The 13,301-nt window shown below is 56.1% G+C and carries 14 protein-coding genes; 5 read left to right on the top strand and 9 right to left on the bottom strand.

Going from position 1 to position 13,301, the window contains the following annotated elements; translation table 11 throughout:
• Position 1: 1 nt before the first annotated feature.
• From G6N78_RS18720 to G6N78_RS18700, 5 genes are all read right to left on the bottom strand, one after another.
• Entirely contained in the window at positions 2-511 is a 510-nt protein-coding gene (locus tag G6N78_RS18720) for a DarT ssDNA thymidine ADP-ribosyltransferase family protein (protein WP_165222352.1), read from the bottom strand.
• 337 nt (positions 512-848) lie between these two features.
• Positions 849-2,045: an SIR2 family protein gene (locus G6N78_RS18715; protein WP_165222350.1), complete on the bottom strand. Its 1,197-nt coding sequence runs from the start codon at positions 2,043-2,045 to the stop codon at positions 849-851.
• A gap of 87 nt (positions 2,046-2,132) precedes the next feature.
• A complete protein-coding gene (locus G6N78_RS18710) occupies positions 2,133-3,260 on the bottom strand; it encodes an HNH endonuclease (RefSeq protein WP_165222349.1) in 1,128 nt (375 codons plus the stop codon).
• Positions 3,261-3,752 (bottom strand): type II CBASS E2 protein, encoded by a 492-nt coding sequence (locus G6N78_RS18705; RefSeq protein ID WP_165222348.1) that lies wholly within the window; start codon positions 3,750-3,752, stop codon positions 3,261-3,263.
• Between the two features lie 3 nt (positions 3,753-3,755).
• Positions 3,756-4,952, bottom strand: coding sequence for a nucleotidyltransferase domain-containing protein (locus G6N78_RS18700; protein ID WP_165222346.1), 1,197 nt, complete (start codon positions 4,950-4,952; stop codon positions 3,756-3,758).
• On the opposite strand from G6N78_RS18700, the gene G6N78_RS18695 reads away from it, so the two are divergent.
• The 3 genes from G6N78_RS18695 to G6N78_RS18685 are packed head-to-tail and all read left to right on the top strand — an operon-like array spanning position 4,951 to position 6,833.
• A complete protein-coding gene (locus G6N78_RS18695; RefSeq protein ID WP_234905991.1) occupies positions 4,951-5,442 on the top strand; it encodes a helix-turn-helix transcriptional regulator in 492 nt (163 codons plus the stop codon). The two genes, G6N78_RS18700 and G6N78_RS18695, sit on opposite strands and share 2 nt — an antisense overlap.
• Positions 5,443-6,348: an ImmA/IrrE family metallo-endopeptidase gene (locus G6N78_RS18690; protein WP_165222344.1), complete on the top strand. Its 906-nt coding sequence runs from the start codon at positions 5,443-5,445 to the stop codon at positions 6,346-6,348.
• Positions 6,349-6,353: 5 nt separating this feature from the next.
• Positions 6,354-6,833, top strand: coding sequence for a hypothetical protein (locus G6N78_RS18685; protein WP_165222341.1), 480 nt, complete (start codon positions 6,354-6,356; stop codon positions 6,831-6,833).
• A gap of 143 nt (positions 6,834-6,976) precedes the next feature.
• On the opposite strand, the gene G6N78_RS18680 is transcribed toward G6N78_RS18685, so the two are convergent.
• The 4 genes from G6N78_RS18680 to G6N78_RS18665 form a co-directional block, all read right to left on the bottom strand.
• On the bottom strand, positions 6,977-7,684 hold the full coding sequence (locus tag G6N78_RS18680; RefSeq protein WP_234905990.1) for a hypothetical protein: 708 nt from the start codon (positions 7,682-7,684) through the stop codon (positions 6,977-6,979).
• Positions 7,681-10,692 (bottom strand): HsdM family class I SAM-dependent methyltransferase, encoded by a 3,012-nt coding sequence (locus G6N78_RS18675; protein ID WP_165222338.1) that lies wholly within the window; start codon positions 10,690-10,692, stop codon positions 7,681-7,683. Before G6N78_RS18675 ends, G6N78_RS18680 begins: the two co-directional genes overlap by 4 nt.
• Positions 10,693-10,728: 36 nt before the next feature.
• Positions 10,729-11,019: an XRE family transcriptional regulator gene (locus G6N78_RS18670; protein WP_165222335.1), complete on the bottom strand. Its 291-nt coding sequence runs from the start codon at positions 11,017-11,019 to the stop codon at positions 10,729-10,731.
• 292 nt (positions 11,020-11,311) lie between these two features.
• Entirely contained in the window at positions 11,312-12,454 is a 1,143-nt protein-coding gene (locus G6N78_RS18665; protein WP_165222332.1) for an RHE_PE00001 family protein, read from the bottom strand.
• 180 nt (positions 12,455-12,634) lie between these two features.
• On the opposite strand from G6N78_RS18665, the gene G6N78_RS18660 reads away from it, so the two are divergent.
• Together G6N78_RS18660 and G6N78_RS18655 are read left to right on the top strand one after the other, a co-directional pair.
• Entirely contained in the window at positions 12,635-12,925 is a 291-nt protein-coding gene (locus tag G6N78_RS18660) for a type II toxin-antitoxin system Phd/YefM family antitoxin (RefSeq protein ID WP_165222329.1), read from the top strand.
• The gene (locus G6N78_RS18655; RefSeq protein ID WP_165222326.1) at positions 12,922-13,299 is read left to right on the top strand and encodes a type II toxin-antitoxin system VapC family toxin; all 378 of its coding nucleotides are present in this window, start codon (positions 12,922-12,924) and stop codon (positions 13,297-13,299) included. The genes G6N78_RS18660 and G6N78_RS18655 overlap by 4 nt, the downstream gene beginning before the upstream one ends.
• Positions 13,300-13,301 lie beyond the last annotated feature (2 nt).

The raw sequence follows: 13,301 nt of genomic DNA, 5'->3' as shown, positions 1-13,301 counted from the left end.
GTCAGATATTCCTTATGTAGGCTAACGGTATGATATGTGGCACAAGCACCTCATATTTTTCCGCATTAGAAAGGCGAGTTTTTATCGCCGGATCTCTCCAATCTGTCCTAGTGTACAAAACTTCGAAGTCAATTAGGGCATCAGCGTTGGCGATTGGAACTGACTCAACACCCGCCTTGTTTGCTACGTCGTTGGTGAAGCGCACACCGTCAAATTGCATAACTGACGGATGGATCTGCAGAAATATAGTGTCGGTTATCCGGCCGTCTTGACGCGCTACAAACTCCATCGGGTGATTGTTGCGGAAGCACAGGTGGACATAGTTGCCCATACCCTTCAAGGCGTCCGCATCCCTGCTCCACTCGTTGCCGCCCGGTGCCGGTACCTTGACCTGCTTTTGATCCAGCTGTGCAAGAGGAAAAAGGCCGCCCATCTCTTTTATGACCGGAAGATTGCGCCGATCAGTAAAGTGGTAAAGTAGCGGCACTTTTGCCAGTGAATCTATTGCCATCCTACCCCCGCGCGACTGATCGAGCCCCATAGAATATGAATTTACAGTAGCCTTTGATACTATCAGATACTCTAGATGCATCCACCTCGAATATTGCATTCGAGCGATCGGATTCAAAGAAGGGGCGATAAAGTGCAGCCCGCCGACCTTCGGCCTTGCGCACTGACTTTGTTCGCGTGTATCAGCTCTCGCCTATAACGAACTTGGCGGTGGCTGAAGATCTGGTGCAGGCGGCTGGCCGCTGGGCATTTCTAGTTTAAGAAGCAGAAACGTCCGTCTATTGAACTCACAACCGCTAGTGTCGCTTAAACTGTCAGGTAGCCCCCACGTTCCCGATCTAATGATCAAATTTAAGTCGGAGGAGAACATCGTTAAGTTCGTCCTCCGCAGCCAAAAAACCTTGGAAACCGTTGTCCCAAATTGCCGACGTTCCATCCGGTGAAAGCGTCCAGTGGTCGCCCAGCCGCTTGCCACCGTAAGGCCCCTTCGCATGAACACGTAGCTCGTGAAACAGAAGGATCTCCTTACGATGATAATCGAAGGCTGTCGCTTCCAGGAAGTGACCGTTCCAGTAATCGACGAACAGCAAGGGTGTAGCCGGATTGAGCGAACGGGCTTCACGAAGCCAACTGTTCAGGTGAAGGTCGGTGAGGCCTGAGCCGATTACGTATATAACATCTGCTCTCATGAGATCGCTCGCGAGCGAAGCATAAAAGTGTGACATCGGGCGCTGCTGCAGTCGGGAAAGCTTGTCGAGCCCGGTCACTACCGAGGTCCGCATGACTTGTGTCCCATCCATGCGGGAAACGTCACTGCCGTCGAAACGCGCATGCTTGCGAGCCTCGGCGCGTGAATGAAACCAGTAGAGGTCCCCGATCTCGCTCTCCTCGGGCATTGGATGCGGGAAGCCGAGGTGGACGGAACCATGCAGGAAGAACACGCTAGCGTCATCGAGCCTGTCCCAGAATTTCCGTAGCTCGAACTGCTGTGGGCCGGGCGCGGGAACATTGGGGAACCCGGTGTAAAGATCCGGCGCCGCCTGCAGAATGAAGTCATCGTAATTGGTGGTGTAAATCCGCGTCACATGCGTCCGGCGGATTTTCTCGACAAACTTCGACAGGGGGTCTAACGCGAGAGGATTACCGTCGCAAGCGGCGGAAAACCGACTATAGATGACGTCGGTAATCTTGCCGCAAAGCGCCCGAAGAGCCCGTTCATCGAGGGGTTCCTTTAGCGCCGTAAAAGCGGGAAGAAGCGGACGAAACTCGTTCATCGCGCCGGCGGAGTGGGGGAACATATAGCTAAGTTCGTGTGCGCAGTGGTAGATTTGTTCAAAATTTACATCATCCGGACTCTGCAGATAGGTTTGCAGACGGCCCTTGACAAGCTGGTATGCTTTGTCTCCTCCGGATGCCTTCATCCACTCGTCCGCCATAACCTGCGCTTCTATTTCGGCAGTGATCGCCGCGGTAGATGGCGCCTCGTATTCGACCGACGCTCCTGCTCCGAATAGTAGAACGGCCCTCTTCGTCATCATGTCCTCCCTGTAATCAACGTTCCATGTTCTGCCGAGAATGCGTACCGCTTATCCAGCCGTCTAACCACTCCAGATGCCTGCCTCTCACGCAATGCGAAGGGCCGGCGCGAAACCGCCCAACACGCGATTCTGGTCAAATATTTGCAGGGGCAAATCCGCCTTCGGCATCCAAAGCCTTCCGACCTCCACTGCTGCAGAAACCGGTAGAGCTGGAAACACGTTGATCGTGGCGCCCTCACCGTGCATCGCCTTTATCCGATCGAACAGTTTGCGAAGCTCCTGCCTGAAACGGGCGAGATCAGCCTGGTTGCGCATAATGTCATTGTGCGGCGACGAAGCTGTTATGGACCAAACGGCCGTCTCCTGGCCAAGAACGGAAGTGATCCTCTCCTCCGCGATTGACGCGCCGATGCCGAGAATGAGCGCCACCTTCGGATAGATCGTCGTCGGCATCGTTGTGCGATACTCGATTGGCGGCGAGTCGTTCCGCCATTTCCAGGTTGACGGTTCGCGATGCCGCTGATGGACGTTGGCTGGCAGAATGTCGCAAAGCTGGCGCCCGAGCTCGATCAGCAGCGGCTGAGGCGCGAGCGCGAACACGCTTGCGTGGGTTATCTGCTGGCGCTCAATCCGGCCCCTGATCCTGTCGGCGAACTGGCGCTGGAGATTAGTCTGCTGGATCTGCCAAAAATCCGAATGCCCGTCATCAAGCGAAAGACCCAACATTTCGAGGTCAATGGTTTCGAACGATGCGGGAGAGCGGTCTGGCAGCATCGATGCAAAGATATCTTCCCTGGCAACGAGGGCTTCGTTCTTACCGATATTGGCACCGAAGCGGATGACGTGCGACGCGCGGTCCTCCTGGATCCCGCTTGCCAACCGCACCCTTCGCTCATGGTTCTCCTTCATCTGCAGAAGAAGCTCTTCCGAATGATCGTCTGGGGCCTCGTCATCAATCAGTCGATGACACTTGGCGCAAAGCAGCATCAGATTGGAGATATCTTTAGCCAGCAGACCCGAGCGGGTCTCATGGCCTCGAGCACCTCCGGGAGAGTCGGCGACAATATGCGCCACAAACCCAAACATCTTATCTTCTTTGCCCAAAAGTAGGTCGCCGATGAGTTCGCAATTGCAACCGCCATACTGGCAGCGTCCGGCGGCACGAGCCCAGAGGGCGCGCTGGATCTTTTCAGGGATCTTCGACTTCGCCATCTATTCAATCCTCTGCCTGGGTGAATGCCGCCGCTGCAAGCGACTTCGACTTATGCGCTGCGCAACGTCACGGGGCTCGGGGTGCTCACCTCCTCCCCGCCATTCCCGTTCCGTCAGCCAATCCTCAAAATAAAACAACCAAAGCGACGTCCACGGAACGAGGGTCAGGTCGAGCCGCATCCATGGCAGCCACTCATAGGTGCGCGGCAGATAAAGACAAAGACGCGTTGGCTTCTGGTCGTATACGTGCGGGAGATCATCGCCCCCCGACAACAGCGTCAGATCGGGACTGTCGATAAAGACCCTCGGCGATCTATTGGGCGCGAACTCCAGGCGCGCGTCATAGATCCGCGACAGCGGAGTTGGCGACGCCTTATAGCACCACCTGAAGCACCCTGCCCCAAGCTCACCACTTCCTTTTGAAACCGGATTCCTTTGCAGAAGAAGAAACTGCTGCGCGGCGGTTAACGGCTTGGGATCGGAATAGCGCATGAACTATCGCCCGAAAAACGTATTGGCGCGCACCGGCGTTGTGCTGGCTGCAGCAAGCCCGGTAACGAGCCCGACACGAGGCGCTACACCGAGAGTTCCGGCCCGCCGGGAAGCCGAGATATCATCCGTGATGGCATCGACCACCGCCTTGGCCGGACCAGCGCCGAATGCATCGCCGAGATATCGCTTGAGACCGTCGATGCCCTCCGCTTCCTTCAGTCGGCTGATGTCGCTCAACGCCCGAGCGTGCCAGGTGAAGAAGACTTCGGCGCGCTTAGGGTCACTATTCCATTTCTCTGCGAAATTCTCGCCCTGGGTCGTCTCGTTCCAGACGAACCAATGCGTCTTGCCATTTGCCGCGCGCGCTTCGATGAAATCCGGCATGTGGCGGATCACGTCGAACAGCAGGTCAAGCTCCGTATCATAGACGAACGTCTTGACGCAGTATTCATAGCTTTGAGACGCCAACGTCGTCACCAGGACTGAAATCGGCGACATAGCCGGATCGATTTCGTGAACGGAAATGAAGACATCACGATGACGCTTCAAAATCTGCACCACCCGCTGTAGCAGACCCTTGAACCTGACCTGATCGGGATAGGGTTCGATGTCTGCGCGGGCACTGTCCTGGGTGTGGAGGCTCTTGATCACGCGAAAGCGGGGCGCGAGCTTCACACGCTCAAGAAACAACGCCTTATAGCCCTTCGGGTTGGACGGCTTCCACATCTTGAGGGCACGGTCAGGAACCAGTTCGCCACCCAGATTGCAGGACCTATTCGGAATGGATGGCGTGATGTCCATATGAAACTCGTTCGCGTATACGAGCCGCCAGCACCGTGCCATCTCCACGAGAAGCGGCTTATAGTGGCCGTTTGCCTTCAACCGATCGCCGATTGCCTTCTTCAATGCTGCCGGCTCGACCCACTCGCCGAGATCAGGCGCGTGCGCAACAAGGTCAACGTCGTGCTCATTGCTTCCGATCGGCTTGACCGTCGTCCCGATCGCGGTTGATCCTTGCAGAAAGATCCCCATCAGCTTGAGCAGGGGATCGTCTGAGTCAGCCAACCATTCGCCAACGCCCTCATAGCGCTCCTTGGCAAGCCCGGCCTGGCTCGGGGAAATCTCGAGCGTCGCACACATCCGCTCAAGCGCGCCGATGAGCATTCCGTCCCGCATGACGAGCCGCTGATCGTGATACATGCACGCCTCCTATGGTGCGTGGGTTCGTAAGAACGAAGACTATCTTTTTGTACAGATATATCGAACGCTTGCGCTCGTCAATCTCTGTGCTATTAATTCGTACAGATTAACCGAACGGCGCGACGCGGAAGCGTACGCGCCTTCAGTGATTCAACGGAGCATCATGACAATGTCTTTGGCTGCCAAGCTCAAAGAACTCAGAGGAAAAAACCGCCAGTCGCTGCAAGACGTTGCAGACGCGATCGGAGCCTCGAAGACACATATTTATGATCTGGAGACGGGCCGCAGCACGAATCCATCGATCGAACTTCTAACAAAGCTCGCCACGCATTTTCGTGTTGCCATCGCCGATCTCGTTGGAGAAAATCCGCAAGGAGAAGATGAAGAGCCCGGCCTCGTTGCCATGTACAGGGATCTGAAGTCCCTTAGCCCCGAAGATCGGGAGACGATCCAGGTACTCATGGACAGGCTTAAACCGAAGGGGAAATGAATGGACGTCCTGCGGATGGACCTGGCAGATACCGGATCGCCAGAGGGGCTGGTCAGCCTGATCCTGAAGCATGAGCCTAACCTACCCCTCCCGGTTCCAATTGAGGAGCTCGCCCTCCAGCTCGAAATTGAAGAAATCGCGGAATTAAGAACCGAAGGTTTTGAAGGCGGGCTGATCACGGACACGAATCGTAGCCGTGGTGTCATCCTGGTGAAGAAGGGCGTCAGCGAAGCCCGTCGCCGATTCACGATCGGACACGAGCTCGGACACTTCCTCATCGCCAATCATGTCCCTGATAAGAGCGGTCAGTTCCTTTGCTCGAAAGCTGACCTCCGAACCTTATACGCAAAGGAGGGTGACCGCCGCGCAAGGATGGAGGTTGAGGCCAATCGGTTCTCGTCACTGATCTTGATGCCCCCGCCAAGATTGCGCGATGCGTTCAAGAAGCGTCCGTTGCCCAGCCTGGAACAAGTGTTCGAACTTGCTCGCCATTTCGGCGTCAGCAAGGAGGCGATGGCGAGAGCCTACGCCACTTATCATCCGGAAGCTCTCGCCTTTATTGTTGTAAAAGACGGAAAGGTGGTCCGCGTTTATCACGATCGAAAACGCTTTCCCTTCGTCGCCGCTCGTCGAGACGGGGCGGTTCCCCAAGGTTCACTTTTCTACAGGCGAGGCCTGCAGATCGGCATTCCAAGCGAGGTCGATAACCAACTTCCCGATATCTGGATCGATATACCTCGAGCTACGCCGGCGCCGAACATCAGCGAACAGGTTTGCCTCCAGCAAAACGGTTTTGCACTCATCATGCTCTGGCATGAAAAGGCCGATGAAGACGAGGAAGAGAACGAGGATTTGACGACGCGTGACCGCTGGCGTGCGCAACAGGAACGCTTCCGCAGGGAGTAGGCGCAATGGAAGGCCATAACTTCGAGCGGCTGAAAGCCCACATTGTTCCTTTGTCACAGTCCAGGGTATTCGAGACTGCACGCCTTGAGTGGGATCTGGTCGGAGTCGAGATCAGCGAGGAGCTTGATCAGTGCCCTTGTGGCCAAAACATTCTCGAACACTGCTATATTCGCAACCGCCACAATGGTGCCACGACCTACGTTGGTAATGTCTGCATCAACCGTTTTGTCGGGATCGACACCGGTAATCTCTTCGAAGGGCTGAAACGCATTCAGGCCGATCCCTCTGCCAATGCCAACGACGATCTTATCGAGCACGCCTATCGAATGGGCTATCTCTACGGCGAAAAGGAATACCGTTTTCTAAAGCAGACGAAACTGCAACGGAAGCTCTCAGAAGCACAGCTTCGCTGGAAGCAGAGAATCAACAGACGGATACTGAGTAAGACAATAGTGCAGCGGCGAGGAGCTCACCAACCGTCCTGAGCGTAGTACCGTTTGTCGAAGAGCCGCCAATGATTGCTTGCGATACCCATTAATCTGCGCATTTTGATGTGACGCAAGACCTAATTCAGTAATCTGCTTATGACACCGGACGAATTGAACATTGTGTGCCGAGCTTGACATACTCAGGTGAGCCAGACATGCCAAAGAACGATTGAGCCAGGCCCCACCGGTGGTGGTCCAGCATGAGGGTAAAGGAAGTTTCGCCCATGCGTGCTAAGAGCAATGTCCGCGCCCGATGTCCCGTACGCGGCTCCCAATTCTTCGACAAGATAACCCGGCGGGGTTTGGCCAGCTACAGCGTTGAGGTAGGGCGTTAGGTTTCCCGTGATCGTTGATTTGTCGCGCACGTATGCGATCATAAGAGCCTCGCGGCTGCCCCAAGCATATTCGCCCTCGACAAAACGTCTTACGCCGTTGTCGCAATACAATTTCGCGTCTTTTCCCACATCGATAAGTTTTGCTTCTGCGATCAAAGGAAAGCCGCGCGCGCGGTTTGTAAGCTGAATTGAGATGTCTGGCCGCTTCTCAAGGTGGGAGCCGTCGAAACTCAGGCTTTCAGTTCCTCGTGTAGCACAAATCATTAGCTGCGACAGAAGACGGTCTTCATCGAGCATTGAATTTAGGCGGGATACGAGCATCGCAGTTACCTCGGCTTCGCTTCCCCCTTGAACCGTGCCCCTGTGCACTAGGCTAATTGCGTCGAAGGCTTCGACTAGCTTCTCTGAGATGATCTCCAGGTGGTCAGTATCCAACGCTGGCAATGGAAGGGTTATATTGCGAGTCAGTTCGGCGATTTGATCGGGCCGCGGATGAATAGAGCTCCCCTTCATGCGCGACTTTTACCTTTCAGAACATCTGAGTGCTCCCAGATGATGCGTTGTGCGAGAAGGCGTGCTTGCGTCGCGCTCCAATAACGCATTTGCGCCAGTCTGCAGATCAGCAAGCCGTAGCTCCCGACGTGCACGATCATCTCAGTCGCTGCCAATCGATCAGCAGCAGCGAGTAGGCCTCCCAATTCGCCATCGGGCGTCCGCCTCTGAGTATCAGCCGAAACACGGATTTCGAGCGCTAGCCAAGGTGACGCTTTTGGGAGTCGAATCGGCAGAACAACGATCTGTGATTTGTAGCGCTCGCACCAAGGAGAGAGTTCTTCAGACAACCAGTCACAAAACTCGGACTGCTCCTCGTGAACGGGTTTGCTTTGCGCCAATCGCTTGTTCTCGCTGAACGGCAGACCATAACGCAGCGTGTCGGAGATAACCTGCAGGTCTTGCCGGCCAAGACCGTATAGTCTCGCCACCCAGTTATCGGCCTCTTCCCAGCTAGCGTTACCGTGCGAAAGATCTTTGAACAGATCCATCACCTCACTCTTCTGGTGAGGACTGAGCGACCGGAAATCTGGAATGGGAATTCTGTCGAGCGTCGATTTTTCTATTACCTCGCGTTCGAACCCAAATTTTCCGCTTGTGACGAGCGCGATCCAAGTCGCAAGCTTGCTTCCAAAAACGATTGCAAGATAGCGAACAAATTGATCGGAGCCTTCAAGACTTCCGGGGCTGTAACCATAGAAGCTCTCGTTGAAAACGACCGGCTTGTCAGAGACAGCAACCCCTATGCGGCCGGAGATCGACGGAGGAGACTGATGGACGATCGCGATCGGGCCTTGGAAAATATCTGACGATCTTGGATCATGAATTCGCTCATCGTTGAAGCGGGCGAGTCCGTCGGTCTCAATTAAGACTGATGACAGCGCTCCGCTCGCAAGTTCCGGCAAGCCGTTCAAATATCGCGCATCGACACCCGGCCTCCGATCGCCATTTTTCCGTATGCGGCTGCTCTTCCTTAATTTTTGATAACCGTTACCGCTGCCTAGCAGGTGTCCTCGTTCCGAGCCAATAGCTTCCCGCCAGAACGCCTCCAAAGTCGGGAACCCCTTTGCGCGGATGCGCTCGACAAGACCCAAATCCGCTCTCGTGCCTCGGTACAATATCTTCAAGATTTCAGGTGTCCGAGAAAACGAATGCGCCGCTATTATCTCTGCATTCAGTGCATCAACCCGCATCGAGCCGGCATCGTTCAACGTCTCTTCTAACTTTGGGCTAATCAAACGGAAGCCCGCCGTCGCGCCAGGCTTCCTGTTCGTTGCCAGCAGAAGGCAAAATGGTGCGGAAATTTCTGGCCAGACCTTCGTCTGACGTAGATCGACGCCATTAATCACCGAGGTGACGTCTAGTGCCTCGAACAGTGCCTGGCGCGCATCGGGCATGCCGTCGCCCTGCTGAAACAGCAGCCGCGCATGCAGTGCAAATGCAATTTGTCCGCCGGGCTTGGCCCACTCCATAGCACGCCAAACGAACGGCAGGTCGAGACCCTCGTTTGGCAGGGGTGGGGCTGCGATCGAGATCTCCCTCTCCCTGGCTATCGCACCAATTTTGCTCTGCACCAGATCCCAGTCAGCCAGGCCGGTCCCGCTTGCCCAGGGTGGATTGCCGATAACCACGTCGTATTGACCATTATGTTCATCAGAGACTGCGGGGCCAAGACTACCGAGCACCGCCCCTTCTTTTTCGTCCCGTGAGCCGACCATGTGGAGCACGCGACCACGAAGATTCTTGAAGCGAAGCTTATTGACAGGGCGTGGCTCAGGATCGAGCTCAATCGAAAGGAGATAAAGACCGAGAGCCGCAAAGCGCAATGCCGCTTCGTTGATATCAAAGCCCGAGATCTGGTCATATAGAATCTCCCTGAGTTTCGTCGTCCGCGGACGAACACCCTCATATCGCCATGTCTCGGCGACGAGTTCACGGAACGCGGTCAGTAGAAAGACGCCCGCACCCGCGGCCGGGTCGAGAATGCGCGCATTGTGCGCAAATCCGTTGCGACCGTGCGCCTTCAACGACGCACGGACGAGAAGATCGGCGATAGGCCGCGGTGTGTAGTAACCGCCCTCGCGCCTCTGCTGAAGGGGTGCGTGTCGACGTAGATGAAGCTCGTAGGCTTGGCTCAAAACTCCAACCGGAATGTGAGCAAAATCCAGATGATCCCATTTTTCCTGCCATCCGAGATAGAGCTGCCCATCTGGAGCGCGCCGCAGTATATCGCCGAGCACTTGATACGCCTGGTCAGGCAGTATTTCCCATATGCCTTCGCTCAAAGGCAGAAGATCGCCGTTGAAGGTCTTGTCCAGCCATTCAGAGGTCTGTTTTGCCACTACGCGGTTATCGAAGAGGGTCGCACCCGAATGAATTTCGATCATCGCGGGAGGAAGTAAGCCGCGATCGGCAAGAAACCGCGTAAAAAGGGCCCGTCCGACAAGCGAAATCCCGTCGTCGTCACCGATTCCGGACAGGCTGACCAACTTTGTGATAGACCCGGTTAACAAACTCAGGACGACATTGGAGATCCAGTTGTGGCGACTGACAGCGGCCTTAGGTCTTGCGTTCGCAAGTCGCGCAAATGTGGTTGCGCGATCTGCAATGGCACCCTCGTTTTTGACGCGGGCTTCTGATAATCGTTTCCTGTCAAGGGCAACTCTAAAAACATCCAATCGTCCCGGACTGACAACACCAACATACGGCGCATCGCCCCGCATAGCGAGAAGTCGCCGGATCTTTTGAAGATCAGCATCCCCGTCCAGGTCATCGACATTGACAAGAAACATGAGCGGCGCGCCTTGCCACTCATATACCGCGGCGACCTTTGCGAGAGGGCCGTCCTGCCGCCGCCGAGAGGCAACCAGTGTCGCATAGGGCAGAAGGTCAGGTCCATCCTCATCAAGGAGACGAAAACTGTCCGGATCCGCTCCAAAGTCTCGGACGATCTCCGTAATGTCAACCATCAAGAGACCTCGCGGCCGGATGGATCAGGATATCGGTCATCTCTCAAGGTCCAGATCCGCTTGCCGGTCACCGCCGAAGTGCCCTGGCCTTCCACCCCCACGAGGCTTTTTGTGGGCAACCTCGACACGCGACATGATTTTCTTATAGTCGCCGCCCAGTGCCGAGATGCCGACAATGAGAACAGCGATAAGAGCAAGATGGGAGGGGATTTCGCCAGAACGTGCATAGTTTGAAATCGAGTTCGGGTTCATCCCTATGAGTTCGGCAAACGCTCGAACGCTTAACCCAGCCTTCCCGAGCTCTTCAAGGAATTCCGTGTAAGGCATCAGCGCAAGCCACCCACAATTTAATGTGGTGTAGCACATAGATTTATGTGGCGCAACTGAGGGCTGATCCCGCAATCCATCCAAGCGGCATGATTGGCACACAACTGAGGCTCTCAGCTCAGCGACATCAATATCCTATTCAGCCGTAAAGCCAAAACGTTGATCCGTGATCGCCATCTGAGCAACCCGAGTAGAATCCTCAACAACGTATATCAGCGAGCAATACATCTCCTACTAAGGTTTACTATCAACTCGCGAGCAAACGCCGGAAATGGAAGCGAATAATCCGGTCTCAGATTGTCCCCCAAGCTCGAAACCTCCCCCTTCCCGTCATCTCCCTCAACCCCAGCTCCAAAACAATCCGCCGCGCCGCCTGCGGCGTCACCTCGAGCGTTTTCGCGACCATCCCGGCCGACACCAATGGTTTTGCCATGACCAGCTCGACCAGCTCCGGCAATTTCGAAGACGTCCGCCGCCCCTCCAGCTTCCGCTCCATCAGCGTGCGCACCAGCGCCAGTCGGTCATGCTCTTTCATGCCGATCTCGGCGGTTGCCAAAAGCCCATGGGCGATGGCCAGCAGCCGGGTTTCACGATCGCGATGCCGGCGCAGATCGACAGGAATAGTTTTCAGGCCGAGATTGATCGGAGCGAGATGGGCCCCTGACGTGATGCCCGCCTGTCGCAGGATCGACGCGCAAAAAAGCCGGCCGAGCCAGGGCGCGTGCTGCAGCACGGAAATCTCGTTCCAGGCGTCGAGGGCGACAATCGCCTGCAGCACCGCGGGCAGTTGTTCGGCCTGGCGCAGCACGCCACGCCATTCGTCGAGCCGTGCCTCCTCGTCCCAGTCGAGATCGTAGACGAGAGGGTCTCGTTCGCGAGTATCGGCCAAAGCCCGACCGGGCTTTCTTGCTTGTTCAATCGCCGCTTCGGATCGGACCAGCAGCGCATCGATGGCGGCATAATCAAGACCGGGTAGATTGTCCACATCATCATCACCCCCCTCCCCTTCCGGATCACTTGCGACCGCACTCCGGATGGCACCGATCGTCTGCTTCTCTTCCGTGTCAGCCGCCGTGATTTCTGCTGTCTTTCGCAGCGTCCTAATGCCGTCGGCCGACAACGCCCAATCCGGTAACTGGCCACAAATGCGCCGACGGGTTCGCAAAACGTCGCGGGCGATGGTCAGTTCGTGGGTCGGGGTGCGGGTATCGCGAAATGCGTCGTGGAGGACGAGGTGTTCGAGATGGACGAGCTCGCCGTCGATCCACAGGGAGGCGCAGGCGTCGGCATAGTGCATGCGCTCGAGGAAGCCCTCGCCGACCGGTGAGCGGGCGATGCGCTCGTCGAGACGGGTGAGCGCGATGCCGGCGTCGAACGCCGGCCGCAGCAGGGCTGTCATGCTGATTTTCGCGAGATCGTAAGTCATTGAAATCATGGTAAACGATTTGCTAAAGGAAATCTATCTTGGCGTTTGGGTTCGCCACTGCATAGATTGCACCAGCGCATCGCTAACCATCGATAAGTAACCCTTATCGAATGTGATGCGTACAGACGTCTTGTACGCACCCAATTGGGGTGCTATCGTTCAGTTCCACAGGCAAAATCGGAGCGTATGATGCCCCAAACCAGCTACAAGATCAGCGAGGCGCGCAAGAACTTCGCCGAGGTGCTCGAACGCGCCAACCAGGGCGAAGAAATCATCATCATGCGCGGCAACGAAATCTATGCCCGCATCGGCCCGGCCGACGGCGGCAAGCGCCCATTTGGCCTCTTACGGCATCGTGGCCTGCCTGACGACCTGTTCGACGAGATCGACGCCGAACAGGCAGCGATCGACGCCGGTGACTTAAACGACGATGTCGGCGTCTGGCAGGGAACGTCCAACGGTCCCAATAACCACTCATGAAAGTGCTGCTCGACAGTCACGCCGTTTATTGGTGGACGATCGGCAGTCCACGTCTTTCCCCGCGTTCGCGCTCACTGATCGAGGACAAGGGCAACACCGTCCTCGTCAGCGCGGTCTCCTTCTACGAACTGGACAACAAGATGCGGCTGAAGAAGCTCGACCTGAAACCGCAGGAATTGCGCGCCGCGGTAAGCGCGAGTGGATTACAAACCCTTGCCATCAACGACCTGCATGCCGAACTGGCAGCAAGCTTCGACTGGGAGCATCGCGATCCTTGGGATCGAATCCTGGCAGCCCAGGCGCGGCTTGAGCGTTGCGCTTTCATCTCGACGGATCTGGTCTTCGATGCGGTGCTGCACGAACGTGTCTGGTAGAG

The sequence above is a fragment of the Allorhizobium pseudoryzae genome (genome assembly GCF_011046245.1).
In the GTDB taxonomy this organism is placed as follows: domain Bacteria; phylum Pseudomonadota; class Alphaproteobacteria; order Rhizobiales; family Rhizobiaceae; genus Neorhizobium; species Neorhizobium pseudoryzae.
The sequence above is the reverse complement of the archived record's forward strand: the minus strand, read 5'-3'. Positions and strand labels throughout refer to the sequence as shown.